This is a genomic window from Variovorax sp. PDC80 (genome assembly GCF_900115375.1).
GTDB lineage: Bacteria > Pseudomonadota > Gammaproteobacteria > Burkholderiales > Burkholderiaceae_C > Variovorax.
Genome location: NZ_FOWG01000009.1, coordinates 1 through 26,079, shown reverse-complemented (window position 1 = coordinate 26,079; position 26,079 = coordinate 1). Strand labels below are relative to the sequence as shown.

General features: G+C 70.4%; 22 protein-coding genes. 14 read left to right on the top strand and 8 right to left on the bottom strand.

The features are described 5' to 3' along the window. Positions 1-58: 58 nt before the first annotated feature. The gene (locus BM109_RS24485; RefSeq protein WP_093348475.1) at positions 59-1,636 is read left to right on the top strand and encodes an ATP-binding protein; all 1,578 of its coding nucleotides are present in this window, start codon (positions 59-61) and stop codon (positions 1,634-1,636) included. Positions 1,637-1,643: 7 nt separating this feature from the next. Continuing rightward, complete coding sequence (locus BM109_RS24480) at positions 1,644-2,354, top strand: response regulator (protein WP_093348473.1); 711 nt, start codon at positions 1,644-1,646, stop codon at positions 2,352-2,354. 9 nt (positions 2,355-2,363) lie between these two features. Here BM109_RS24480 and BM109_RS24475 read toward each other — a convergent pair whose 3' ends face one another. Continuing rightward, on the bottom strand, positions 2,364-3,155 hold the full coding sequence (locus tag BM109_RS24475) for a hypothetical protein (protein WP_256222755.1): 792 nt from the start codon (positions 3,153-3,155) through the stop codon (positions 2,364-2,366). A 434-nt stretch (positions 3,156-3,589) separates the two neighbouring features. On the opposite strand from BM109_RS24475, the gene BM109_RS24470 reads away from it, so the two are divergent. Genes BM109_RS24470 through BM109_RS24455 form a run of 4 tightly spaced genes read left to right on the top strand, consistent with a single transcriptional unit; the run spans position 3,590 to position 8,967 of the window. After that, positions 3,590-4,771 carry a porin gene (locus BM109_RS24470; protein WP_093348470.1) on the top strand — a complete coding sequence of 394 codons (1,182 nt, stop codon included), beginning with the start codon at positions 3,590-3,592 and terminating at the stop codon, positions 4,769-4,771. 14 nt (positions 4,772-4,785) lie between these two features. Continuing rightward, a complete protein-coding gene (locus BM109_RS24465; protein WP_093348468.1) occupies positions 4,786-6,225 on the top strand; it encodes a D-arabinono-1,4-lactone oxidase in 1,440 nt (479 codons plus the stop codon). Further along, complete coding sequence (locus tag BM109_RS24460; RefSeq protein WP_093348465.1) at positions 6,222-7,517, top strand: DSD1 family PLP-dependent enzyme; 1,296 nt, start codon at positions 6,222-6,224, stop codon at positions 7,515-7,517. Before BM109_RS24465 ends, BM109_RS24460 begins: the two co-directional genes overlap by 4 nt. 52 nt (positions 7,518-7,569) lie before the next feature. Beyond that, the gene (locus BM109_RS24455) at positions 7,570-8,967 is read left to right on the top strand and encodes a coniferyl aldehyde dehydrogenase (RefSeq protein WP_093348463.1); all 1,398 of its coding nucleotides are present in this window, start codon (positions 7,570-7,572) and stop codon (positions 8,965-8,967) included. Here BM109_RS24455 and BM109_RS24450 read toward each other — a convergent pair whose 3' ends face one another. Continuing rightward, the gene (locus tag BM109_RS24450; RefSeq protein ID WP_093348459.1) at positions 8,968-9,663 is read right to left on the bottom strand and encodes a TetR/AcrR family transcriptional regulator; all 696 of its coding nucleotides are present in this window, start codon (positions 9,661-9,663) and stop codon (positions 8,968-8,970) included. Positions 9,664-10,031: 368 nt separating this feature from the next. On the opposite strand from BM109_RS24450, the gene BM109_RS24445 reads away from it, so the two are divergent. Next, positions 10,032-10,814 carry an SDR family oxidoreductase gene (locus tag BM109_RS24445; protein ID WP_093348456.1) on the top strand — a complete coding sequence of 261 codons (783 nt, stop codon included), beginning with the start codon at positions 10,032-10,034 and terminating at the stop codon, positions 10,812-10,814. Position 10,815: 1 nt separating this feature from the next. Here BM109_RS24445 and cynS read toward each other — a convergent pair whose 3' ends face one another. Beyond that, complete coding sequence (cynS, locus tag BM109_RS24440; protein ID WP_093348453.1) at positions 10,816-11,259, bottom strand: cyanase; 444 nt, start codon at positions 11,257-11,259, stop codon at positions 10,816-10,818. Positions 11,260-11,323: 64 nt separating this feature from the next. Beyond that, positions 11,324-11,755 (bottom strand): nuclear transport factor 2 family protein, encoded by a 432-nt coding sequence (locus BM109_RS24435; RefSeq protein WP_057595284.1) that lies wholly within the window; start codon positions 11,753-11,755, stop codon positions 11,324-11,326. A gap of 126 nt (positions 11,756-11,881) precedes the next feature. Here BM109_RS24435 and BM109_RS24430 point away from each other — a divergent pair, with 126 nt between their 5' ends. Continuing rightward, on the top strand, positions 11,882-12,490 hold the full coding sequence (locus BM109_RS24430) for a TetR/AcrR family transcriptional regulator (protein WP_093349248.1): 609 nt from the start codon (positions 11,882-11,884) through the stop codon (positions 12,488-12,490). Here the strand turns inward: BM109_RS24430 and BM109_RS24425 are convergent. Then, entirely contained in the window at positions 12,468-14,129 is a 1,662-nt protein-coding gene (locus BM109_RS24425) for an L-lactate permease (RefSeq protein WP_093348451.1), read from the bottom strand. The genes BM109_RS24430 and BM109_RS24425 overlap by 23 nt on opposite strands. A gap of 262 nt (positions 14,130-14,391) precedes the next feature. Between BM109_RS24425 and BM109_RS24420 the strand changes: the two genes are divergently transcribed. The 4 genes from BM109_RS24420 (at position 14,392) to BM109_RS24405 (ending at position 18,444) form a co-directional block, all read left to right on the top strand. Further along, positions 14,392-15,276: a LysR substrate-binding domain-containing protein gene (locus tag BM109_RS24420; RefSeq protein ID WP_093348448.1), complete on the top strand. Its 885-nt coding sequence runs from the start codon at positions 14,392-14,394 to the stop codon at positions 15,274-15,276. 190 nt (positions 15,277-15,466) lie between these two features. Beyond that, the gene (locus tag BM109_RS24415) at positions 15,467-16,624 is read left to right on the top strand and encodes an alpha-hydroxy acid oxidase (protein WP_093348446.1); all 1,158 of its coding nucleotides are present in this window, start codon (positions 15,467-15,469) and stop codon (positions 16,622-16,624) included. 161 nt (positions 16,625-16,785) lie between these two features. After that, the gene (locus BM109_RS24410; RefSeq protein WP_093348443.1) at positions 16,786-18,126 is read left to right on the top strand and encodes an MFS family transporter; all 1,341 of its coding nucleotides are present in this window, start codon (positions 16,786-16,788) and stop codon (positions 18,124-18,126) included. 87 nt (positions 18,127-18,213) lie between these two features. Then, positions 18,214-18,444 (top strand): hypothetical protein, encoded by a 231-nt coding sequence (locus tag BM109_RS24405; protein WP_093348441.1) that lies wholly within the window; start codon positions 18,214-18,216, stop codon positions 18,442-18,444. 195 nt (positions 18,445-18,639) lie between these two features. On the opposite strand, the gene BM109_RS24400 is transcribed toward BM109_RS24405, so the two are convergent. The 3 genes from BM109_RS24400 to BM109_RS24390 are packed head-to-tail and all read right to left on the bottom strand — an operon-like array spanning position 18,640 to position 23,731. Then, positions 18,640-19,632 carry a tripartite tricarboxylate transporter substrate-binding protein gene (locus BM109_RS24400; RefSeq protein WP_093348438.1) on the bottom strand — a complete coding sequence of 331 codons (993 nt, stop codon included), beginning with the start codon at positions 19,630-19,632 and terminating at the stop codon, positions 18,640-18,642. A gap of 41 nt (positions 19,633-19,673) precedes the next feature. Beyond that, positions 19,674-21,044, bottom strand: coding sequence for an alpha/beta hydrolase family protein (locus BM109_RS24395; RefSeq protein ID WP_093348436.1), 1,371 nt, complete (start codon positions 21,042-21,044; stop codon positions 19,674-19,676). Positions 21,045-21,046: 2 nt separating this feature from the next. Continuing rightward, positions 21,047-23,731, bottom strand: a complete 2,685-nt coding sequence (locus BM109_RS24390) for a tannase/feruloyl esterase family alpha/beta hydrolase (RefSeq protein ID WP_093348433.1) — start codon at positions 23,729-23,731, stop codon at positions 21,047-21,049. Positions 23,732-23,907: 176 nt separating this feature from the next. Between BM109_RS24390 and BM109_RS24385 the strand changes: the two genes are divergently transcribed. Then, on the top strand, positions 23,908-24,840 hold the full coding sequence (locus BM109_RS24385) for a LysR substrate-binding domain-containing protein (protein ID WP_093348431.1): 933 nt from the start codon (positions 23,908-23,910) through the stop codon (positions 24,838-24,840). Next, positions 24,837-25,832 (top strand): Bug family tripartite tricarboxylate transporter substrate binding protein, encoded by a 996-nt coding sequence (locus BM109_RS24380; protein WP_093348429.1) that lies wholly within the window; start codon positions 24,837-24,839, stop codon positions 25,830-25,832. Before BM109_RS24385 ends, BM109_RS24380 begins: the two co-directional genes overlap by 4 nt. Positions 25,833-26,079: the final 247 nt, after the last annotated feature.

Below are 26,079 nucleotides of genomic sequence, written 5' to 3'. Positions count from 1 at the left end.
CCATGCCCGCGCCACCCGCATCGCCTGTCGCAGAATGCGGCCCTCACCTCCCGAGACCATGCCGCGTCTGCGCCTGACCCTCTCCCGCAAGATCTTCCTGGCGCTCGCCGCGCTGCTGATCGTGCTGCTGCTGAGCTTCGCGGGGCTCTCGATCCTCGCGCTGCAGCGCGGCCTCGGCGCCTACGTGGCCGAAATCGAGATCCGCCGCATGGACTGGCTCTCGCAGCTGGTGCTCAAGCACTACGTGCTCAACGGCGACTGGAAGAGCCTGCGCGACAACGACGAGGCCTGGCACCGGCTGCAGATGGGCCGCGTGGCCACGGTGCTCGACAACGCCAGCGCGCCCGACGACCGCCGGCTGCCGCCCTGGTACGAGTACCGCACGCTGCGCGTCGACCCGCCCGAGGGCGCCCCCGACAACGGGCCGCCGCCGATGCCGCCGGGCCAGCTCGAGCTGCTGCCGCGGCGCGCGATGCCGGCGATGCCGCCGCCCTTCTTCTTCGCCGATCCGCGCGCGATGGCCGACTCGATCTACCAGCGGCTCGCGGTGCTCGACGCGCAGGGCGCGCGCGTGGTGGGCGCGACCATCGATCCCGAGAACGCAGCACGCCTGCCGATACGGCGCGGCCGGGCCGTCATCGGCTACCTCGCGCTGGCGCCGCTGCAGGGCCTGGAGAGCGAGGCCGACCGCGCCTTCCTGGCGCGGCAGTCGGGCGTGATCGTGCTCACCGGCCTCGCGGGCCTGATGTTCGCGCTCGCGCTCTCCTACCTGCTGGCGCGGCGCTGGTTCAAGCCAGTCGACGACCTGACGCAGGCGGCGCAGGACGTGGCGCGCGGCCGGCTGTCGACGCGCGTGGTGGTGCAGGGCTCGGACGAACTCGCGCTGCTGGGCAAGACCTTCAACGACATGGCGCAGCGCCTCGACACCGTGGAAGCCTCGCGTCGCGCCTGGCTGGCCGATGCCGCGCACGAGCTGCGCACGCCGCTGGCCGCGATGCGCGCCGAGATCGAGGCGCTGCAGGACGGCGTGCGCACCTTCGACGAACGCACGGCGCTGCGGCTGCACCGCCAGGTGATCCGGCTCGGCCAGCTGGTGGACGACCTGCGCAGCAGCATGCGCGCGCCGCAGAGCGACCTGCCGACCACCACGGTCTATCCGCTGTCGCTGCTCAAGGAGGCGCTGGACCACACGCGCGACCGCTTCGCGCAGCGCGGCATCGCGGTGGACCGCCGCGCCATCGACCTGATCGCGGCGCGCAAGCAACCGGCGATCGAGGGCGACGCGCACCGGCTGCACCAGGTCTTCATGAACCTGCTCGAGAACACGCTGGCCTACACCGACCCCGGCGGCGTGCTGCGCATCGACGTCACGGTGGAAGGACCATGGACCGGCCACAGCCTCACACTGCTGTTCGACGACAGCGCGCCGGGCGTGCCCGAGAGCGAACTGCCGCGCCTGTTCGACCGCCTGTTCCGCGGCGAGACCTCGCGCAGCCGCGAGCATGGCGGCTCGGGCCTGGGCCTCTCGATCTGCCGCGCCACCATCGAGGCGCATGGCGGCACCATCGATGCCTCGCCCTCGCCGATGGGCGGGCTGCGCGTCACCCTCACCCTGCCGCTGGCCAACTCACCTTGACCTCCCCATGACCCGCATCGTGATCGTCGAGGACGAAGCCGACATCGCCTCGGTGGTGCAGGACTACCTGCGCCACGCAGGCTACGAAACCGCGCACTTCGCCGATGGCCAGAGCGCGCTCGAGAGCATCGTGGCCTCGCCGCCCGACCTGACCTTGCTCGACATCATGCTGCCGCGGCTCGACGGCATCGAGGTGCTGCGGCGCGCGCGCGAGCACACGGCCCATCCGATCATCATGCTGACGGCGCGCATCGAGGAGGTCGACCGGCTGCTGGGCCTGGAGCTCGGCGCCGACGACTACGTCTGCAAGCCCTTCTCGCCGCGCGAGCTGGTGGCGCGCGTGCGCGCGGTGCTGCGCCGCGCGGCGCCGGGCGTGTCCGAACAAGGAGCGCCGGGCCGCGCCGCGAACGAGGCGGCGCCCGGGCTGGTGCTCGACGACGTGCACTGGCGCGCCTCGCTCGAGGGCACGCCGCTGAACCTCACGCGCCGCGAGTTCGGGCTGCTGCAGGTGCTGTCGCGCCATCCGGGGCGCATCTTCTCGCGCGCGCGGCTGCTCGAGCTGGCGTACGACGACACGGTGGACGTGACCGAGCGCGCGATCGACAGCCACGTGAAGAACCTGCGCCGCAAGCTCGGCGCGGTGACGCCCGGGCACGACTGGATCCGCTCGGTGTACGGCGTGGGCTTCGCATGGGAAGCACCGCCGCCCGCGGACTGAGCCGCCCCGCTACTGCGGACCGCCGCAGAACGGCACGGCCGAGGTGTCGGCCGCGGTGAAGCGCGTGGTGCCGCTGCGCCGCGCGCTGCGCGGCTTGTGCGCGGGCCATTCGCTCTCGGTCCAGCTGAAGCTCCAGCCATGGGCAGCACCGGGCCGCGCGGCATCGGCATAGGCGATGCGCAGGCTGCCCGAGGTCTCGTCGTGGCAGTGCGGCGAGGTCTTGTATTCCTTCTCGGAGAAGCAGGCGCGGATCATCTGCGAGCACCAGAAAGGGATGTCTTCGTAGGCCGGCTTGGCGGTGGCCGGGTCCCCTTCCAACGGTACGAAGTCGGCGACGACGAAGCTGGCGCCGCCGCCCGAGTACATGTCGCTGAACGCGCTCTGCACCGCGACCGCCCAGCGGCCGTTGGCCAGCGGATAGAGCGCCGGCGCGAGCGAGCGCTGCGGCTCGCGGCCACCGCCTAGCTTCGAGGGCGTGCCCTGGTAGGCCGAGAAGTCATGCAGCCGCTGCAGGTGCCAGCTTCCGTCCGCAGTTCTCTGCACGCGCGCCATCGCGAGCGGCTTCACCGACAGCACCACGTATTCACCCTCGGCACTGCCGCGCGGCCGGTAGAGGCCGAGCTCCTCGGCGCTGCAGGACTTCGAGAGCAGCGCACACAACGTGGGGCGCCATTGGGCATCGACCGCTTCGGGTTTGGCGACGCGGTCGAACACCTGGGCTGTGGGGGCGGCCGTCGCTGCTGTTGCTGCCACGAATGAGAGGGCTGCGATGGCGGTTCGCCAGGTTCGGTTGGAGGGCATGGTGGGGATCTTAGGGCGGGCTTGTTGCGGGTCGGGGGGCGTGCACAGGACAGCGGGTACTTCCCTCCGCGAATGTCCCCCGGCCTTCGGCCTCCTCCTTAATTTCGCTGCGGGAAGCACCCACTGCCCTGTGCACGGGAGGCGCAGTGGTGGTGCCGGCGGTTCAACAACCGCTGCGCCCTGGCTCACGTCGATGGGGTACTCCCCGCAGCGAAATAAAGGAGGAGCCGAAGGCGGGGGACATTCGCGGAGGGGAGTACCCCATCGGCGTGAGCCCGCTACGACCTCGACCTGATCAAAAACAACGCTCCCAAAAGAAACGTTGATTTATTAAAGAACATCGTTCTATCATCCGCCCGCGCCGCGAAGACGGCGCACTTCCAGCCCGTGGTCAACGCCCGGGCTCCAAGCCACCCGGCAGGAGGAGACACAACATGAGACAGCAGATCGCGATCGCATCGGCGGCATTGCTGGTGCTCGCGGGAACCGCGGCCCAGGCGCAGAGCACCGTCACCCTGTACGGCACCGTCGATGCCAGCCTGCGCTACGAGAGCCATGGCGCCGAGTACACGGCCGAGGGCGTTCCCTATCGAAGCCGTTCGCGGCTGCGCATGAGCCGCGGCGGCGGGCTCTCCGAGAGCTTCTGGGGCCTCAAGGGCAGCGAGGACCTCGGTGGGGGATTGCAGGCGCTGTTCCAGGTCGAGAGCCACTTCGACATCCGCAACGGCGAACGCGTGCCCGAGGGCGATCCGCAGCACTTCCAGATCGCCTCGGTCGGATTGCAGTCGGACCGCTGGGGCCAGCTGACCTTCGGGCGCCAGTACAACGTGGCGATGGAAGCGGCCTCGCTCGCCTATGGTTCGAACCTCTGGGGCGACTACTTCAACGCCTTCAAACCCGAGCACACCCTGCTGGCCGCGAGCAAGACCAACAACATGGTCCATTACGGCGCGCAGCTCGGCGACGTGGTGCTGCTCGCGCAGTACGCGATCGGCGAAGGCGAGGGCTCGGCGCGCCGCGGCAGCCAGATCGGCGCGGGCCTGGCCTACATCCCCGAGAAGGGCCCGGTGAAGCTCGCGGCGGCCTTCATGCGCAGCACCGACGATGCCTCGCATGCGCGCTTCGACATCGCCACCGCCGGTGCCCAGTTCCTGATCGGCGAGAACCTCACGCTGCAGGCCGGCTACATCGGCAACCGGCGCGACAACGCCTTCACCTCCTTCGCCAACGGACCGTTCACGCCCGTGGATCTTGCCGGGCTCGGCATCATCTCGCCGGTCCAGGTGCTCGATGCCAACTTCCCAGGCGGCTTCGCCAAGCGCCGCATGGCCTTGGGTGGCCTCACCTGGAAGGCCACGCCCTGGCTCACGCTGGCCTTCAACGCCTGGTTCACGCGGCAGCGCGGCCACACCAGCGACTTCGACGGCTCGGCCAGCCAGTACCAGGTGGTGGCGGGCTACCTGCTGTCGAAGCGCACCATGCTCTATGCCGAGGTCGACCGTTCGATCTACCGCGGCGGACTGGTGGGCGCGCAGCTCGTGGGCCTCAATGCGCAGAGCCCCACGGTCGATCGCACGCAGACCGGCGTCACCTTCGGCGTGCGCCACAGCTTCTAGGAACCGTCGACGCGATGCCTCCCCGCCACTCCTCCATCGACGCGCGCGGACCGCGCCGCCGCACCTTGCTGCAGGCCGGTGCCGGCGCGCTGCTCGCCAGCGGACTCGGCGCGCGCGCGGCCGATGCGTCCGCGCCCATGCCTGCTTCACCCGCCACGCCCGCCGCGGCCACCGCCCCGCTGCCCTGGCGCAACTGGTCCGGCCTGCAACACTGCCAGCCGCGCCTGCTCGCCACGCCGGCCGACGAAGCCGAGTTGCGCGCCGTGCTGCGCGCTTCGGGCGGCTCCGGCCTGCGCTGCGTCGGCGCGGGCCATTCGTTCACCGCGCTGGTGCCCACCGACGCCACGCTGCTCTCGCTCGACGCCATGTCGGCCTTCGTCGGCACCGATGCCGCCGCGCAGACCGCCACCCTGCAGGCCGGCATGCGCCTCGCCGTGCTGTCGCAGGAGCTCGATGCGCGCGGCCTCGCGCTGCGCAACCTGCCCGACATCGACGTGCAGTCCTTCGCGGGCGCGATCAGCACCGGCACCCACGGCACCGGCCTCGCGCTGCCCGCGATGCATGCCGAAGTGACCGCGCTGCGCCTCGTGACCGCCAACGCGGAAGCGATCGAATGCAGCGCCACGCGCGAGCCCGAGCTGTTCGCGGCGGCGCGCGTCTCGCTCGGTTGCCTCGGCGTGATCAGCGAGGCCACGGTGCGCACCGTGCCGGCCTTCAACCTGCACCGCCGCGTGTTCCTGCGCCCGCTCGCGGCCATGCTCGACGAGGCATCGGCGCTCGCGCGGCGGCATCGCAATTTCGAGTTCTACGTGCTGCCCTTCACGGGCTATGCCGCGGGCATCGCGAACGACCTCTACGAAGGCAGCGACACCGTGCAGCCGCCCTCGGCCGACGAGGACATGCTGCGCGACCTGCGCCGGTTGCGCGACTGGCTCGGCTGGTTCCCGGCGCTGCGCCGCCGCGTCGCCGCGGCGCTGATCGATGGCGACCAGACCGAGGAGGCGAAGAACCGCTCGTGGCGGCTGCTCTCGACCCAGCGGCCCACGCGCTTCAACGAGACCGAGTACCACGTGCCGCAGGCCCAGGGCATCGCCTGCCTGCGCGAGGTGATCGCGGCGCTCGAGCGGCGCAACGACGTGTTCTTTCCGCTCGAGTTCCGCTTCGTGCCGGCCGACGATGCCTGGCTCAGCCCCTTCCATGGCCGCGACAGCTGCTCGATCGCCGTCCATGCGGCAGTGGGCGAACCGCACGACTACCTGCTCTCGCAGATCGGCCCGATCTTCCGCAAGTACCAGGGCCGGCCGCACTGGGGCAAACTGCACGACCGCGGCCCGGTGGAGCTCGCCGCGCTCTATCCGCGCTGGAACGACTTTCTCGCGCTGCGCGCGCGGCTCGATCCGCAGGGCCGCCTGCTCAACCCCTACCTGCGGCAACTGTTCGGGATCGCATCATGAGTGGACGCCGGAGAAGAAAGCTGTTGCTGGGCACGCTCGGCACCGTCGGGCTGGGTGCGGCCGCCGCCTTCGCGCTGCGCCCCGGCGACGCGGGCGCGCCGCACGAACCCTACTTCCGCGCGCTCAACGACGAGCTGCGCCGCAACGGGCCGATGCGGCCCTGCATGGTGATCGACCTCGACCGGCTCGACGCCAACATCGAGCGCGTGGCCGGCGGCCTGCAGCGCGCGGGCAAGCACTACCGCATCGTCGAGAAGTCGCTGCCCTGCCAGTCGCTGATCGCCTACGTGGCCAGGCGCTCGGGCAGCCGCCGGCTGATGTCCTTCCACCAGCCCTTCCTCAACCTCGACGCGGCCGTGTTCCCCGACTTCGACCTGCTGCTGGGCAAGCCGCTGCCGGTGCAGTCGGCGGCGCTGTTCTACCGCCAGCTCAAGGGCCCGTTCGATGCCGCGCGCCAATTGCAATGGCTGGTCGACACGCCCGAGCGGCTGCAGCAGTACCTCGCGCTGGCCGGTGGCCTGGGCACGCGGCTGCGCATCAACATCGAGATCGACGTCGGCCTGCACCGCGGCGGCGTGGCCGACAACGCGACGCTCGCGCGCATGCTCGAGATGATCGACGCCAACCCGGCGGCGCTGGAGTTCGCGGGCTTCATGGGCTACGACGCGCACGTGGGCTTCGGCGTGCCCAAGGTGCTCGGCACGCCCGAGGAGCTGCTGGCGCGCGCGATGGCGATCTACCAGGGCTTCGCCGACTTCGCGCGCACGCACCGGCCCGCGCTGTGGAACGAGCGGCTCACGCTCAACGCCGGCGGCAGCCCGAGCTACACGCTGCACGGCGCCGAGAAGCTCAGCACCGAGATCAGCGTCGGCACCGCGCTGCTCAAGCCCACGCACTACGACATCGAGACCCTGGCCGAGCACGAGCCCGCGGCCTTCATCGCCACGCCGGTGCTCAAGGCCACGGGGCCGGTGCAGATTCCCGCGCTCGACGCGAAGTCGAGGATCTTCTCGTGGTGGGACGTGAACCAGCGCCAGACCTTCTACATCTACGGCGGCTGGTGGCTGGCCGACTACGCCTCGCCGCGCGGCCTGCAGTTCAACGGCATCCTGGGCCACAGCGCGAACCAGGAGAACGTCAACGCCTCGCCCTCGGTGGGCCTGCGGGTCGACGACCAGGTCTTCCTGCGGCCCGCGATCGCCGAGGGCGTGCTGCTGCAGTTCGGCGACCTGATCACCGTGCGCGGCGGCAAGATCCAGGACGCCTGGCCGGTCTATCACCAGACCGGCTGACGCCCGGCCGGCATACTTGCCGCCGACCATCCCCCGACACGCCGAGGCCTCCATGACCCCAGAGCTGCGCCCCCTCTTCGACGCCCAGCGCGCCGCCAGCCTGCGCGACCAGGCCCCGCCCTGGAGCGTGCGCGCCGACCGCCTGCGCCGGCTGCGCGCGCTGGTGCGCGAGCACCGCGCCGCGATCGCGGCCGCGATCAGCGCCGACTTCTCGAACCGGCCGCGCCAGGAGACCGAGCTGGCCGAGGTCTTCCCCACGCTCGAGGGCATCGACCATGCGCTGCGCCACGGCAAGCGTTGGATGCGCGTGCGCCGCCGCAGCACCGGGCTGTGGTTCAAGCCCGCGTCCTCGCGGCTGATGCCGCAGCCGCTCGGCGTGGTCGGCATCGTCGTGCCCTGGAACTACCCGCTGTACCTCGCGGCCGGGCCGCTCACGGCGGCGCTGGCCGCGGGCAACCGCGCGATGCTCAAGCAGTCGGAGTACACGCCGCGCTTCGCCGAGCTGTTCGCGCGGCTGGTGGGCGCGGCCTTCACGGCCGACGAGATCACGGTGGTCAACGGCGATGCCGAGGTGGCGCGCGAATTCGCGCGCCTGCCCTTCGACCACCTGCTGTTCACCGGCTCGACCGAGGTCGGCCGCCACGTGATGCGCGCCGCGAGCGAGCACCTGACGCCGGTCACGCTCGAGCTCGGCGGCAAGTCGCCGGCCATCGTGGGCCGCGGCGCCGCCTTCGACAAGGCGGTGGAACGCATCCTCGTGGGCAAGACGCTCAATGCCGGCCAGACCTGCATCGCGCCCGACTACGTGCTGGTCCCGCGCGAGCAGCAGGCGCGCTTCGTCGAGGCCGCGCGGCGCGTGTTCGCCGCGCTCTACCCCGACCTGGGGCGCAACGCCGACTACACCAGCATCGTGAGCCCGCGCCATTTCGCGCGGCTCGAGGCGCTGGTGACGGAAGCCCAGGCCCAAGGTGCGGCGGTGGAGCGGCTCGGCGATGCGCCGGCCGATGCCGCGTCCCGGCGGCTGCCGCCGGTGCTGCTCACGGGCGTGGGCGACGGCATGCGCGTGATGCAGGAGGAGATCTTCGGCCCCGTGCTGCCGCTCGTGCCCTACGACACGCTCGAGGAGGCCATCGGCTACGTCAACGCCCGGCCGCGGCCGCTCGCGCTCTACCTGTTCGAGAAGCAGCGCGCCGACATCGACCGCGTGCTGGCCCAGACCGTGGCCGGCGGCGTGACCGTCAACGACACGCTGTTGCACATCGCGCAGGACGACCTGCCGTTCGGCGGCGTCGGCGCGAGCGGCATGGGCGCCTACCACGGCGAGTTCGGCTTCCAGACCTTCTCGAAGATGAAGCCGGTGTTCCACCAGTCGGGCCTCAACGGGCTCGGCCTGTTCAAGCCGCCCTACGGCAAGACCTTCGAGCGGATGCTCAAGCTGCTGGCGCGCTGATCAGCCCTTGGCGGCGGGCGCGAGCTGCGCCAGCGCCGCCTTCGCCTTCGGCCCCGCGAAGCGGTGCACGATGCCCAGCAGCAGCACGTCGACCAGCAGCTCGAGGTGCGCCATCGCGTCGATGCGCTCGATCCAGGGATCGTCGCCGCCCGACACGCGCAGCGAGGTCATGCCGTGGATGCCTTCCCACAGCAGCTGCGTGATCACGTGCAGCTGGGTGTCGTCGGCCGCCACGAAGCCCTCGCGCACCAGTTCCGCCGCGAGGCCGCGCACCAGTGCATAGGGGTCGCGCTCGGGATCGCCGAACACCAGCGTCGAGGTCTCGACCGGCGCCGCGGGCCGGCGCTCCATGAACACCAGGAAATACTGGTCGGGATGGCGCAGGCCGTTCTCCACGTAGGCCCGGCAGGCCAGCCGCACGCGCGCCAAGGCGCCCTCGCCGCTCGCGATCGCCGCCTGCACCAGCTTGTGCATGCGGATGATGTCCTCGTCGATCGCGTTGGTGATCATGCTGGCCTTGTCGCCGAACAGCGTGTAGACCACCGTGTTCGAGAAGCCCGATTCCTCGGCCACCTTGCGCATCGTCACCTCGCGCGCGCCGTCGCGGATGATCAGCTTGCGCACCACCTTCAGGATGTCCTTGCGGCGCTGCTCGAGTTCGCGCTGCTTGCGCTCCTGGAGGTTGTTCTTGACCATGGGAGATGCGGTGCGGGTCGGGTACGGGCGGTTCGGAATGCGGGCATCTTATAGTCAGCGCCCGCGCCCCCGCGCGATGCCCTGCGGCCCGCCGGGGCCACCGCCGCGGCGAAGGATCGGGCAAGAACCGGCGGACACAGGGCCGGAAACGGCCAGCCCCGGAACGGCCATGCACCGAAGATGGGCTCTGCGAGAAGAAAGTTCGCGCGCGCCTCGGCGCTGTCGGCGCCGGCCCCCTTGTTTCGGAGAAAAAGGCAAGAACCGCGTTCGATCCGGATACCGCCTGGAGCGCGCCGGGCGCGAAACTTCTCACCATGCCGGGAGCCCCCATGGCGCCTGTGCATCCCCTTCAGCACGAGGAGTTTTCCATGACCGCAATCCAGGACAAAGTCGTTCTCATCACCGGCGCGAGCAGTGGCATCGGCGAAGCGACCGCGCGGCTGCTCGCGCGGCGCGGTGCCCACGTGGTGCTCGGTGCGCGCCGCACCGACCGGCTCGCGGCGCTCGCGGCCGAGATCCGGGCCATCGGCGGCTCGGCGAGCTTCCAGCGGCTCGACGTCACGCTGCGCCCCGAGATGGAGGCCTTCGCCGAACTCGCGCTCGAGCGCCACGACCGCATCGACGCGCTGGTCAACGCCGCGGGCGTGATGCCGCGCTCGCCGCTGTGGATGCGCAAGATCGAGGAGTGGGAGCTCATGATCGACGTCAACCTGCGCGGCGTGCTGCTCGGCATCGCGGCCGTGCTGCCGACGATGCAGGAGCAGGGCTGGGGCCACATCGTGAACCTGGCACCGGTGTCCGTCACGGGCGTGACGGCGGAGTCGGCCGTCTACCACGGCACGCAGTACGCGGTGGACGCGATCTCCGAGGGCTTGCGCCAGGAGCATGCGGGCCGCGTGCGCGTGAGCGTGCTCCATCCCGAGCTGGCACCGCCGGGCGACCCGCGCCTCGAGCGCATCGCCGCGGGCCTGGCCGGCGAGCGCATGTCGACGCGGCGGCGCCTGCTGGCACCGGCCGATGCGGTGGCGCGTTCGATCGTCGGCGCGATCGAGGGCGGCTACTACGCGGCGCACCCCGTGCCCGCGCTGCTGCGCTCGCCGGGCGGCCGCTCGGACAGCGCGCCCGAGGAGCCGGCCGACTACGCCTTCTGATTCAATAGGTCTTGTAGGGCAGGAACTTGCCGGAGAGCACCACGTTCACGCGGTCGCCCTTGGGATCGGGCTGGCGCTGGATGTCCATGCTGAAGTCGATGGCGCTCATGATGCCGTCGCCGAACTCCTCGTGGATCAGCTCCTTGATGGTGGTGCCGTAGACGCTGACGATCTCGTACCAGCGGTAGATCAGCGGATCGGTCGGCACCGCCGAGGGCAGCGAGCCCTTGTACGGCACCACCTGCAGCCACTTCTGCTCCTCGGCGCTGAGGCCGAAGATGCGCCCGACGATCTTGGCCTGCTTCTCGTCGAGCGTCATCTGGCCGAGGCAGGCGGCGGTGGTCCATTCCTTCGAGAGGCCGAGCTTCTTCGCGACATCGGCCCACTGCAGGCCCTTGGCCACCTTGGTGGCGATGATCTTCTCGGTGACGTCGTTGCGGTTCATGTTCAGGTGCTCCTTGAGTGCCGGACACGGGCAAGCAACAGGCGTGCCGCCCGGCCCGGCGCGATCAGGCGCGTTCCCAGCGGAACTTGCGCTCCGACTCCGCGATGGGCTGGTCGTTGATGCTCGCGTAGCGCCGCTGCATCAGGCCGTTGGGCGCGAACTCCCAGTTCTCGTTGCCGTGGCTGCGGAACCAGTGGCCCGAGTCGTCGTGCCATTCGTATTCGAAGCGCACCGCGATGCGGTTGTCCATGAAGGCCCAGAGCGTCTTCTTCAGGCGGTAGTCGAGCTCGCGCACCCACTTGCGCTGCAGGAACTGCACCACCTGCTCGCGGCCGTTGACGAAGTCGGCCCGGTTGCGCCATTCGGTGTCGGGCGTGTAGGCCAGGCTCACGCGCACCGGGTCGCGCGTGTTCCAGGCATCTTCGGCGGCCTGGACCTTCTTGAGCGCGGTCTCGAGCGTGAACGGGGGCAGCGGCGGGCGGGATTCGGATTCCATGGCGGTCTTTCGGTGAAGAGGGGAACGTTGGAAGAGGGAAAAGGCGGTGTAGCCCGGCCGCAATGTGCCACATGTAGACAGACCTGTCTACATGACGGCGAGAGTGCCTACAATCGCGCCATGGACCTGGACCTTTCCGCCCTGCCCGCGCGCGAGCGCATCCTGCTCACGGCGCACGACCTCTTCTATGCCGACGGCATCCGCGCCACCGGCATCGACCGCGTGATCGCGGCCTCGGCCGTGACCAAGGTCACCTTCTACCGCCACTTCCCCTCGAAGGACGACCTGGTGCGCGCCTTCCTCGACCACCGGCATGCGCGCTGGATGGCCTGGTTCGTCGATGCGCTGGGGCGGCGCGGCGCGCACGAGCGCAGCGGCGACGCGCAGGCCCTGCTGCTGCTGGCCGACGTGATGGCCGAATGGTTCACCGACCCGGTGTTCCGCGGCTGTGCCTTCATCAACGCCGTGGCCGAGGTGGGCGGCAGCGTCGAGGGCGCGGCCGAGCGCGCGCGCGATCACAAGCGCGAGATGGTCGAGGTGATCGCCGATCTGCTGCCCACCACGCTGCCGCAGCGCATGGCGCTCGCGCAGGCCGCCGCCATCGGCATCGACGGCGCGATCGTCAAGGCGCAGATGGGCGGCGCCGAGCTGGTGCGCGAGGCGGTCGAGGACCTGCGCCGGCTGCTGCGCGCGCTGGCCGACGCCGCGGCGCCTACTTCACCACCATCGCGGTGAACGGCCACACGTAGGCCTGCAGGGTCACGAGGATGCCGACCAGGCAGGCCAGCGCGATCGAGTGGAAGAACACGTAGCGCAGGATCTCGCCCTCGTGGTTGAACCAGCGCGTGGCGGTCGAGGCCACCACGATCGACTGCGCATCGATCATCTTGCCCATCACGCCGCCCGAGCTGTTGGCCGCGCCCATCAGGTTCGGGCTCAGCCCGAGCTGGTCGGCCGCCACCTTCTGCATGCCGCCGAACAGCACGTTCGAGGCCGTGTCGGACCCCGTGAGCGCCACGCCCAGCCAGCCCATCAGGGTGCCGAAGAAGGGATAGAACACGCCGGTGTTGGCGAAGGCCAGGCCCAGCGTGGTGTCGAGCCCCGAGTAGCGCGTGAGCGTGCCCAGCGCGAGCATCAGCACGATGGTGAGCAGCGAGAACTTCACCAGCCACAGCGTGCGGCCATAGGCGGCCACGAGCTGGACCGGGTTGTACTTCATGACCAAGCCGCCCACGAGCGCCGACACCAGGATGCCGGTGCCGGTGGCCGAGAGCAGCAGCAGCTGGTAGACCGCGCCTTCCTTGGTCGGCTTGGGCACCACCGGCGCCACCTTCTCGATCATGTTGTGCAGCCCATCGATCGGGAAGTTGGGCGCGAAGATGCCGTTGAGCCAGGTCTTGACCGAGGGCAGGCCCCAGATGAACACGAACACCGTGAGGATCAGCCACGGGGTCCAGGCGCGCACCACCGCGGCCGTGGAGTGCTTCGCGGGCGCACCCACCGGCTTGGCCTCGCCGCCGTCGGCCTCGTGGCCCTTGAGCGAGACCGAGGTCCACGCCTTGGCGGGCTTCCACACGCGCAGGAACAGCACCAGGCAGACCATCGAGACGATGGCCGCGATGATGTCCACCAGCTCGGGGCCGATGAAGTTCGACACCAGGTACTGCGGGATCGCGAACGAGACGCCGGTGACCAGGATCGCCGGCCAGACCTCCCACATGCCCTTGCGGCCCGCGAAGGCCCAGATCAGCCAGAACGGCACCAGCACCGAGAAGAAGGGCAGCTGACGGCCGATCATCGCGGTGACGGCCATCAGGTCGTAGCCGTGCACCTTGGCCAGCGTGAGCACCGGCGTGCCGAGCGCGCCGAAGGCCACCGGCGCCGTGTTGGCGATCAGCGAGAGACCCGAGGCCGCGAGCGGCGAGAAGCCCAGCCCGATCAGGATGGCGGCCGTGACCGCCACCGGCGTGCCGAAGCCGGCCGCACCCTCGAAGAAGGCGCCGAAGGCGAAGGCGATCAAAAGCAGCTGCAGCCGCCGGTCCTCGGTGATGCCGGCGATGGAATCCTGCAGCACCTGGAAGCTGCCGTTCTGCTGCGTGAGCTGCTGCAGGAAGATGATGTTGAGCACGATCCAGCCGATCGGCAGCAGCCCGGTGATGCCGCCGAGGAAGGCGGCCTTGCCCGCCATGTCGGCCGGCATGCCGAAGGCGAAGACCGCGATCGCCAGCGCGCTGAGGAGGCCGAGCCCGGCCGCGAAGTGGGCCTTGACGTGCAGGAGGCCGAGGCACACCAGCATCACCACCACCGGTATCGCGGCGAGCGCCGTCGATACCACCATGTTCCCGAACGGGTTGTAAACCTGTTGCCAAACCATGTGTCTGTCTCCGTACTGTTGTATTCGATGTGACGGATGCGCTGCAACACACTGCGATCGCTCAGACCCCCTGTTCCTTTCCACCTGTCCCCTCTGCACTGCATTGCGGCGCGGCGAAACGAAGCGCCGGGGCGGTCGGGCCCGCGGCGCTTCGATACCATCGTACGCCCGCGGGCCCCGCGGCGCACCACCTGCGGACAACCGTGGGCCGCCCCGCGCCCTCGGGTACAACCTCCTTCTACGCACTGCCCTCCACACCTTCATGGCTTCCACGCGCCTCCCGTCCACCCAGGGCCTGCTCGCCTTCGAGGCCGTCGCGCGCCTGCGCAGCGTGAACCTGGCGGCCGAGGAGCTCAGCGTGACGCCCAGCGCCGTGAGCCACCGCATCCGCCAGCTCGAGTCGCAACTCGGCCTGCGCTTCTTCGCGGGCAGCGACTTCAGCCTCAGCGCCGACGGCATCGTCTACCTGGCGCGGGTGCGCGAGGCCATCTTCGCGCTCGAGCAGGTGCCGGGCCGCGAGGCCGCGCCCCACACGCGCCGGCTGCGCGTGGCCGTCACGCCCACCTTCTCGCGCCAGATCCTGATGCCGCAACTCGCGCGTTTCTGCGAGGCCCATCCCGAGGTCGAGCTGGTGATGCAGGTGACGGCGCCGATGCGCGAGAACGCGCTCGACGAGGCCGACATCGAGTTGCGTTTCGGCGCCGGGCCGTTCCGCCAGCGCGAGTTCCTGCAGTTCCCGGCCGATGCGCTCACGCCCGTGTGCAGCCCGGCCTACCTGAAGCGCCACGGCCCGTTCGAGGGTTTCGCCACCCGGGCCGAGGTGGAACGCGCCCAGCTGCTGCGCACCCCGCTCGAGAACTGGCGCCTCTGGTTCGCGGCCCACGGCATCGGCCTGCCCGAGCCCGCCAGCGGCGCCCAGTTCACCGACCTGGGCCTGCTGCTCGAGGCGGCCGCCGAGGGCCTGGGCGTGGCGCTGATGCGGCTGCACCTGGGCCGCGCCTGGATCGACGGCGGCCGGCTGGTGCGGCTGTCGCCGGTCAGCGTGCCCTCGCCCAACCACTACTTCCTGTGCTGGCGGCCGGGTGCGCTCGAGCGCCCCGAATGCGCGGCCTTCGTGGCCTGGGCCCGGCAGTCGCTCGAGGGCTGACGAGGCGGGAAGCGGCCGCCTGAATTTTTTTCAGATCGCCGCGCAGCGTTTTTCAGCCCCGCCGGGGCCCGCCGCGGCCACACTCACGGCGCCGCGCGTTGCGCTGCGGGAGAGGCTGCTGCCCAATAATGGCGGCGGCCCGGCCCCCAGGCCCGCCCACGACAACAACCCGTTCCACAGGAGACTCCCCGTGCCCGACCTTTCCAAGATCACCTGCATCGAAGACCTGCGGGTGGTCGCCAAGCGGCGCGTGCCGAAGATGTTCTACGACTACGCCGACTCCGGCGCGTGGACCGAGGGCACCTACCGCGCCAACGAGAGCGACTTCCAGAAGATCAAGCTGCGCCAGCGCGTGGCGGTCAACATGGAGGGCCGCTCCACCCGCACCACCATGATCGGGCAGGACGTGGCGATGCCGGTGGCGATCGCGCCCACGGGCCTCACGGGCATGCAGCACGCCGACGGCGAGATCCTGGGCGCGCTCGCGGCCAAGGCCTTCGGCATCCCGTTCACGCTCTCGACCATGAGCATCTGCTCGCTCGAGGACATCGCCGAGAACACCGGCCGCCATCCGTTCTGGTTCCAGCTCTACGTGATGAAGGACCGCGACTTCATCGAACGCCTGATCGACCGCGCGCGCGCGGCCAACGTGTCGGCGCTGCAGCTCACGCTCGACCTGCAGATCCTCGGCCAGCGCCACAAGGACATCAAGAACGGCCTGACCACGCCGCCCAAGCCCACGATCAAGAACCTGCTGAACCTCGCGACCAAGCCGCACTGGTGCCTCGGCATGCTGGGCACCAAGCGCCGCACCTTCCGCAACATCGCGGGCCACGCCATGGGCGTGAAGGACCTGTCCTCGCTGTCCTCGTGGACCGCCGAGCAGTTCGACCCGGCGCTGAACTGGGGCGACATCGAGTGGATCAAGAAACGCTGGGGCGGCAAGCTGATCCTCAAGGGCATCCTCGACGCGGAAGACGCGCGGCTGGCCGCGAACAGCGGCGCCGACGCGCTGATCGTGTCGAACCACGGCGGGCGCCAGCTCGACGGCGCGCCCTCCTCGATCAGCGCGCTGCCGGCCATCGCCGATGCCGTGGGCCGCGACATCGAGGTCTGGATGGACGGCGGCATCCGCAGCGGCCAGGACGTGCTCAAGGCGCGCGCCCTCGGCGCCCGCGGCACGATGATCGGCCGCAGCTTCCTCTACGGCCTGGGCGCCTACGGCCAGGCCGGCGTGACGCGCGCGCTGCAGATCATCCACAAGGAACTCGACGTGACCATGGCCTTCTGCGGCCATACCGACATCAACACGGTGGATTCGGGCATCCTGCTGCCGGGCACGTTCTAGCGGGCTGCCACGGGTCCGTGCCGGGGGCGCGGGCCGCGCGCAAGGCCCCATCGGCGATAGGCCGATGCGGCACCGGCTGACACGACCCGGTCATCGTGCGGCGCAGAATGGTCCGGCAACAACAACACGGCCGCCGGCCCGTTCGGTGGCCCACAGGCACCATGAGCGCGACCACGCCCCTCCACGCGAGCCCGGGAAGCCCGGCGGCTTCCGCATCCCCACCCCACTACACCGCGGAAGAAAAACGCCACCGCGTGTTCGCGATCATGGCGGCCTCCTCGGGCAACCTGGTCGAGTGGTTCGACTTCTACGTCTACGCGTTCTCGGCGCTCTATTTCGCGCCGGCCTTCTTCCCCAAGTCCGATCCCACCGCGCAGCTGCTCAACACCGCGGGCGTGTTCGCGGCCGGCTTCCTGATGCGGCCGATCGGCGGCTGGCTGTTCGGCCGCATCGCCGACCGGCTCGGGCGCAAGACCTCGATGCTGATCTCGGTCACGATGATGTGCGGCGGCTCGCTGGTCATCGCCTGCCTGCCGACCTACGCGGCCATCGGTGCCTGGGCACCGTTCCTGCTGTTGATGTGCCGGCTGTTCCAGGGCCTGTCGGTGGGCGGCGAATACGGCACCACCGCCACCTACATGAGCGAGGTCGCGCTGCGCGGCCAGCGCGGCTTCTTCTCCTCGTTCCAGTACGTCACGCTGATCGGCGGCCAGCTGCTCGCGGTGCTGGTGATCGTGGTGCTCGAGCAGCTGCTGAGCGAGGCCGAGCTCAAGGCCTGGGGCTGGCGCATCCCGTTCGTGATCGGCGCCATCGCCGCGGTGGTCGCGCTGCTGCTGCGCCGCACGCTGCACGAGACGCAGAGCGACGAAGCGAAGAAGAACAAGGAGGCCGGCAGCATCGGCGGCCTGTTCAGGCACCACACGCCGGCCTTCCTCACCGTGCTGGGCTACACGGCCGGCGGCTCGCTGATCTTCTACACCTTCACCACCTACATGCAGAAGTACCTGGTGAACACGGTGCACCTGCCGATCAAGACCGCGAGCTACGTGATGACCGGCGCGCTGTTCGCCTACATGTGCATGCAGCCGCTGTTCGGCGCGCTGTCGGACCGCATCGGCCGGCGCAACAACATGCTGCTGTTCGGCGGCCTGGGCGCGATCGCCACCGTGCCGATCCTCACCGCGCTGCAGCACACCACCAGCCCGGTGCTGGCCTTCGTGCTGATCATCGTGGCGCTGGCCATCGTGAGCTTCTACACCTCGATCAGCGGCATCGTGAAGGCCGAGATGTTCCCGCCCGAGGTGCGCGCGCTCGGCGTGGGCCTGGCCTACGCGGTGGCCAACGCGATCTTCGGCGGCTCGGCCGAGTACGTGGCGCTGGGCCTGAAGTCACTGGGCCACGAGTCGGCCTTCTTCTGGTACGTGAGCGCGATGATGGTGATCGCCTTCCTCGTGAGCCTGCGGCTGCCGCGGCAGGCCAGCTATCTGCACCACGACCATTGACCTGCTTGCGCGATCCGGCGGCATTTCGTGAGAAGGCCTGATGACCGACTACCGCAAGGCCTCGGCCATCTGGTTCTGGTACGTGCCATGAACCGCCTCAAGCACTTCGCAGCCATCGTGGCCGGCGCGCTCATCGTCGGCTTCTTGTTCTACAAGCTCATCGGGCCTGTGGGCCAGTGGTACGAACTCCATCACGCACGCAATGACGGCGACCTGGGCACGCTCTACATGGTCGCGCTCGGCGTGCAGTGCGTGTCGATCCTCGTGGGCGGCTGGCTCGGCAGCCGCGTCTACCGGCGGCTGCGGCGCGGGTCCTGAGGGTCCCGGCTATCCCCGGCATGAGGATTTCCAAACCCGTGCCGAAGCAATGCGCGGCACCATGGAGCCTCAGCCAGGAGAACCACCATGACGCTCAGGAACCTCAGAAAACTCGTCGGCGGCGCGATCTCGCTCGCGGGCGCCGCGGTGCTGATCTCGCAGCACCTCTGACGCCCCGACTGCACCCCGCGGCGCTCAGTCCGCGTACACCCCGGCGGCCTTGATGATCGGGCTCCACTTCGCGATCTCGGCCGCCACGAACTTCTTGTGGCCCTCGGGTTCGATGCGCCCGTCGGTCGCGACCACGGCGCCCAGCGCTTCCTCGCGCTTGATGAAGTCGGCGTCCTTCAACGCGGCCTTCAGGGCTTCGTTGAGCTTCTTCTGGATCGGTGCCGGCGTTCCCTTGGGCGCATACAGGCCGTGCCAGATCGTGACCTGGAAGTCCTTCAGGCCGGCTTCCTGCAGGGTGGGCAGGTCCTTCAGCAGCGGCGTGGTCAGGCGCTTGGGCGAGGTCACGGCATAGGCCTTGACCTTCTTCGCCTCGATCTGCGGCGAGGTGTTGGTGGTCTGGTCGCACAGCAGGTCGATCTGGCCGCCGATCAGGTCGGTGATGGCCGGCGCGGTGCCCTTGTAGGGCACGGGCGTCATCTCGGTCTTGGTGGCGCTCTGGTAGAGCAGGCCGCACAGGTGCGAGGCCGAACCCACGCCGGCATTGCCGATGTTGATCTTGCCCTTGTTGGCCGTCACCCACGAGGACAGCTCGGCGTAGTTGTTGGCCGGCAGGCTGGGCTTGGCGATCAGGGTCATCGGCACGTCGTTGACGATGCCCAGGTATTCGAAATCGGTCTCGACCTTGAACGGCACGTTGCGCACCAGCGTCGGCACGGTGGCCATGGCGATGTGGTTGAGCAGCAGCGTGTAGCCGTCGGGTGCCGCGCGCGCCACCTTGGCCGCCCCGATCGAGCTGCCGGCGCCGGGCACGTTGTCGATGATCACGCTGGCACCGCCGAGCGGCTTGCGCAGCGCCTCGGCGAGGTCGCGCGCGACGCGGTCGGTGGGGCCGCCGGCCGCGAAGGGCACGACGATGGTGACGGGCTTGCCCGCCGGGAAGTCCTGCGCCTGCACGGTGAAGGCGCAGGCGGCGGCCACCGTGGCGAGGGCGAAGGCGAAAGCGGAACGCTGGGTCATGGAGTCTCCGGGTATTGAAAAGGTCGAATGCGAAAGGAGGGTCAGGGCGCGCGCGCCGGCACGCGCTGCTCGAGCGGCGGCGACTGCCAGGCCGGCTGGATATGGCAGCCGTTCTTGCCGTCGGTGTCGTAGCGCGGCATCAGCGCGGCGCAGCGCTGCGCGAGGCCCGCGGGCGTGGGCTTCTCGCCCTTGTCGATCCAGTCGAGCAGCGCGGCGAACAGCGCCGGGTATTCCGAATCGCTGAGGTAGCTGTGCTCGCGCTCGTCGCTGAAGCTCTGCACCAGCAGGTCGCCGGTGCCGGCCGCGTCGCGGATGCGGCGGTAGGCGTTCTCGAGTTCGACGAAGGCGGTCGGGTCGTCGATGGCATGCAGCCCCACGGTGGGCAGCGCGGTGCGGCCCGTGGGCTGGCTGTCGGCCGCGAGCGCGCCCTTGGCCTGCGGATCGGCCGCGTAGCGCAGCACGCCGGCATTGAGCGCGGCCGCCTCGGCCGGCGCCGCGGCGTAGCTCACGCCGACATTGCCGAAGGGATTGCGGCCCTGCAGCCGCAGCTGCGTCAGGTCCTGGAACAGCCAGGTGGCCCAGTTCAGGTGGCCGACCAGCGAGCGCTCGGGGATCTTCACGGCCGTGAGAATGGTCTTGAGCCGCGCGGCCTGCTCGGGCGTGCGCTGCGCCGCGGGCAGGCCCACGCCGGTGCAGTCGCGCACGCGGTCGGCCAGTTCCTTGCGCGTGAGCTTCGCATCGAGCGGCAGGCCCTGCCACAGCGGGTACTGCGGTTCGTCGGGCTTCGGATGGTTGCGGCAGACGTACTGGTAGACCACGCGCAGGTCGAGCCGGAAGTCGTAGGCGCTGTTGCCGCCGCCGAGCACGCCGCTGGTCAGCAGCAGGCCGTCGTAGGGGCCCTTGGCACCGCCGGCCGGCGCATAGAGCTCGGCCGCCTTCGCCGCCACGCCCGCGCCATAGCTCTGGCCGTGCAGCAGGGTGCGGCGCGGCTCGCCGAAATGGCGCACGAAGAGCTGGCGCAGGCGCTCGGTGTCCTCCGCCGCCATCGTCACGCCATAGCCGCCGCGCCGGTAGGTGGAGCCGGCCCAGGCATAGCCGGCCTTCACGGTGACGGCCCAGCGCTTGAGGTCCTCCTCGCTGCGCTCGAGCTTGGGGGGCCCGGTTTCAGGACCGCCGTGCGCGTGCATCACGAGCACGCCGCGGTTCCAGTCCTTGGGGATCGCGATCCAGTAGAGCGCGCCCGTGCCGTCGGCGCCGGTGTAGCAGCGGGCGCCCTCGGGGACTGGGGCCGGGCAGGTGGCGGCGCGCGGTCCTTCGACGCGCGCGGCCTGCGCCGGCAGCGTGGCGAACAAGGCGGCGGCCGCGGCCAGCGCCGCCGCGAAGGCGGGACGCGCCCGCCGCTCGAGATGCATCGTCAATGGCGTACTCCGAGTTGCAGCGCCGCGCTCGTGCCCGCGCCGGACACGAAGCCGAGCACGCCGCTGTTGAAGAGGAAGTGGTCCGGCGCACCGAGGCTGGATTCCACCACGCCCGGCACCGGCTTGTCGTAGCTCAGCGTCGCGGTCGTGCCCGCGAGGTTGAAGCCGGTGCCGGTCACGGTGGCCGCGGCGTTCTCGCCCTTCACGCTGGCCATCACGTAGCTGCCGTCGGCCGCGCCCGCGGTCAGGCTCAGCTGCGTCGCGTGCAGGCGCAGACCGAAGCTGGTGGCCGATTCGCGCACCAGGTGCATCGGCACCGCGGCGCCGTTCACCAGGCCGATCACCATCGAGCCGGTGAGCATGCCGCCGGTGGTGGTGGCGCCGCCGGTCGGCGCGGTGGTGCGCAGGTCGAAGGCATTGCGCGTGCCGTTCCAGCTGATGTAGCCCTTCTCGGTCTCGGTGCAGTTGGCGTCGTAGACCATGAAGCTGCCGGCATTGCCCGCCGCGCTGCGGCAGTACTGGAAGGTGCCCGCGTTGCGCAGCCGCACCGCGCCGGCATAGGGCACGGCGCTGCCGCTGCCCTGCTGCACGCCGACCGTGTTGAAGATGTTCGCGACCGGGTTGAACACCGCGGGCGAGGCCGAGTTCTCGAAGGTGTTCTGGAACGCGAGCAGCGGTGCGAAGCCGCCGCCGCTCGGCGCGTTCACGCCGCCCAGCAGCACGCCGCCCGGCGCGAACGCGAACACCGCGCCGCTCTCGCCGCTGGTGTAGCTGCACTGGCCCTGCGACACCAGCGTGCCGCTGCGCGTGGTGCCGGCGGTGCGCTGCAGGCTGGCATCGACGGTCACGGTGTAGGCCATGGTGGCCGGGTCGATCTGCACGCGCAGCTCTTCGCCGAAGCTGTCGCCGCCCTTGTAGGTGGCGACGGCCGCGGGCAGGTTCGGGCAGGCCAGCGGATCGCCGACCTCGGTCACGCAGCTGTAGTTGACGGCCGCGTCGAGGCTGCCGCTGCCGCGGTACTTGGGCCAGGCCGGGAACTGGCACAGCGGGCGGGTGCGGCCGTAGGTGCCGGCCACCGCATCGACCGCCACGCCGGTGGCGGGCGCGAGGCCGCCCTCGACCCAGCCCTCGAGCGCCGCGAGCGAATCCCAGTTGGGGATGAACACGCCGGTGCCGTGGCCCATGCCGGGCACGGTGTAGAAGCGCACGTTCTGATCGACCGAGGCCTGGCCCACGGTGGCGATCAGCTGCTTGTAGTAGTCGATGGTCGAGTTCGGGCTGATCACTTCATCGGCCAGACCGTGCAGCATGATCAGCTTGCCGCCGTGCGCGAAGAAGGGCGCGAGGTCCGGGTTGGTGGCGTCGGTGAGGTTCGACACCTCGGTCACGCGCGCCGCGTAGGCGCCGGGGTTCAGCGGATCGAAGGTCAGCGTGTCGAAGCCCTCGATGCGCGTCACGAAGTACTTCACCCACTGGTCGCCGGTGACGTACATGTTGGCGTCGGCCGAGGTCGCCGGGTTGGCCGGCACCTTGCGCGTGCCGAGGTCGCGCGTGGTGTACGGGCCCGCCACCAGCGCGCCTTCGAGCAGGTTGTAGCCGCCCGCGCGCTTCACGCCGTTGCCCAGCGCGTAGCTCGTGAACTCGAGCGGCGACTCGATGGTGCGCACGGTATCGAGCTGCGCGTCGGACAGGCAGCCGTCGCCGGTGTCGGTGCCGCCGGTGCAGCGCAACGAGGCGAGGATCTGCGTGTTGAGCTGGCGGCAGCTCTCGACGTTGCTCACGATGCCGTCGGCCGCGCCGTCGAGCTTGTCGCAGGCCTGCAGCACGGTCCGCTGCACCAGCAGCGTCTTGGCCACGTTCATCCAGCCCGCGCCGCCGTTGTTGTAGAGCGCGCGGCCCACGGCCACGTTCGACAGCCGCGTGCCCGTGTAGTTGAGCGCGGGCTCGTTGGCGATCACGCCGTCGTAGTCGAGCGGCCAGCGCTGGATGTAGCTCAGCGCATCGCGCCCGCCGGTCGAGGTGCCGAGGAAGTAGGCCTTCTTCGGCTTGCTGCCGTAGCGCGCGAGCACCAGCGCCTGCGCCACGTCGCGCGTCTTCTTGAGCGACTGGCCGCCGTAGTTGGCGAGCTGCTCGTCGTTGGCGGCGAAGCGGCCGTCGGTGATGCTGCTGGCCTGGTGGCCCGAGTCGTCGCCGTAGGTGGCATAGCCGAGCGCGAGCGGCGCGGGCTTTTCGCGCGGGCCGAAGCGGATCACCTCGGTGCCGTCGATCAGCACGCCGTCGAAGCCGCCGCCGCCGAAATGGATGGTCTTCTGGTTCCACTTCTCGGGCAGGTTCAGCGCGAAGTTGATCAGCTGCGAGTTCGGGTCCACCGGCTGGATGGTGCCGCGCACGCGGCAGTAGTCGCCGTAGTTGTTGCCGGCATCGCCCGCGGCCACCGCGGTGGCGCTGGTCACGGTGGCGCCCTGCGTGGGCAGGCTGATCTGCGCGGCGGCCAGGGTCATGCCGGCGAGCTCGGCGCAGGCCTTCGCGGTCTGGGCCGGCGGCGGGTCGACGGGCGTGTCGCCACCGTTGCCCGGTGGCACGATGGGCAGGAACGGCAGGCCGCCGCCGCCTCCGCCACCCCCACCGCAGGCGGCCAGGATCAGCGAGAGGCCCAGTGCGGTGGCACCGGCGCGCAGCATGGAGGGAAGGCCGAGTCGGGTCGGCACGGATGTCGGCAAGGGGCGCGGTGGGCGCATGGTCTTTGTCTCCGGAACACGGCCTCGTGGGGCCGCTCATTGAATAGGCGGCCGGACGATAGAAGCAGCCTGACCTAGGGTCAAATAAAATAACAAGGCACTTTCAATATGAAAAAAGTATGGAGATAAGACCGCTGCGCTACTTCGTGGCCGTCGCCGAGACCGGCCACATGACGCGCGCCGCCGAGCGCCTGGGCATCCAGCAGCCGCCGCTGAGCCTGACCATCAAGGCGCTGGAACGCGAACTCGGCGTGCTGCTGTTCAAGCGCCATCCGCGCGGCGTGACGCTGACCGACGCCGGCCGCCAGTTCCAGGCCGAGGCGCTGCGCATGCTGCAGGACATGGACGCGATGCGGCAGCGCATGGCGCGCGTGGCCAGCGGCCAGGCCGGCAGCCTGGCCGTGGGCTTCACCAGTTCGGCCGCCGCGCACCGCTTCGTGCCCGAGGCGCTGCGCGCGTTCCGGCGCGAGTACCCCGACGTCGAGCTGCAACTCAGCGAGAACAACGCCGCCGAGATCACCGAGGCGCTGGCCGCGGGCCGCGTGCATTGCGGCCTGCTGCGCGTGCCGGTCGACCGGCCCGCCGGCCTGGCGTTCGAGACTTTGCTGCGCGAGCCGGTGCTGGTGGCGATGCCCAGCGACCACCGCTTCGCCACCGCGCGCCGCCAGCGCACGGCTTCCCGCCCGCTGCCGCTGGCGAAGCTCTGCGAGGAGGACCTGATCCTGGTGCGGCGCCCCGGCGCGCCCGGCCTCTATGCCGAACTGCTCGCGCTGTGCCATGCCAAGGGCCTGCGGCCGCGCGTGGTGGCCGAGGTCGAACGCATGATGACCAACCTCAACCTCGTGGCCGCGGGCGTCGGGCTGTCGGTGGTGCCGGCCTCGATGACCGGCGTGCATGCGCACGCGATCGCCTATGCGCCGCTGGCCGATGGCGGCGCGCTCGACGCGCCGCTCACGCTGGTGTCGCGCGCCGACGAGGACAACCTGCCCGCGCGCCGTTTCGCCGCGCTGCTGCGCGGCCTCGCGGCCGGCGACGCGAAGGGCCGGCCATGACGCGGGCGCTGCATCGCCGCGTGCTGCTGGGCGCGGGCGCGTCCTTCGTCGGCCTCGCCATGCTCGGCGTGTCGCGCGCCAGCACCGCGCCGGCCTGGCCCAGCCGACCGGTGCGGCTGATCGTGGTCTACCCGCCGGGCGGCGTCAGCGACGGCATGGCGCGCGTGCTGGCCGAGCCGCTGGCGCAGTCGCTCGGCGTGCCGGTGCTGATCGAGAACCGGCCCGGCGCCGGCGGCAGCGTGGGCATGGATGCGCTCGCGCGCGCCGTGCCCGACGGCCACACGCTGGCCTTCTCGGCCATCAGCCCGCTCACCTTGCATCCGCTGCTCGCGCGCGTGGCCTACGACCCGCTGCGCGCCTTCGTGCCGGTGGCCAGCCTGATGCGCACGCCGGTGCTGGTGGTCGGCACCCAGGCCTTCACCGGCCGCGGCTTCGGCGACCTGATCGCGCAGGCGCGCGCCCAGCCCGGCGCGGTGCGCTGGGCCAGCTCGGGCGTGGCCACCATCGGCCACCTGGTGCTCGCGCAGGTGCGCGTGCAGAGCCGCACCGACATCACCCACATCCCCTACCAGGGCGGCGGCCCGCAGCTCAACGACGCGCTGAGCGGCCAGTTCGAGGTGCTGTCGACCAACGTCGCGGCGCAGCAGCTGCAGTACATCGAGAGCGGCCGCTTCCAGGCCCTCGCGGTCGGCGCGCCGCGCCGCATCGAGGCCCTGCCCGATGTGCCGACGCTCGCCGAACTCGGCTACGAACGCGCCAACCGCGATTCGCTGTTCGGCCTGTTCGCGCCGGCGCACACGCCGCAGCCCGTGGTGCAGCGGCTCAATGCCGAGATCCAGCACCTGCTGCGCGGTGAGACGCTGCGGCTTCGGCTGCGCGAGGCCTACAACCTGCCGGCCGGCGGCAGCAGCGAGGATTTCGCGCGCGAGATCGCGCTCGATCGGCGGCGCAACCGGGCGCTGGTGGCGGGGGATCGCTCGCAGTTCGATTGAGGCCGCATCGCGCGGCCGGGACGGTGCTCACAAGGTGTGAAGAAACCGTAGCGAGCGCGCCGAGGTCGCGCTGAGGACCGGAGCCGTACTCCGTACGGTGAGGACCGGAGGTGCGAGATCGGGGCGCGCAGCAGGTTCGTTCACATCTTGTCAGAGGGTGTATTTGAAATAAACACTCACACGTTATCCTCGTCCCATACGCAATGCTGCAACGCAGGAGGTGACGAGTGGGGACGACGACGCGAGA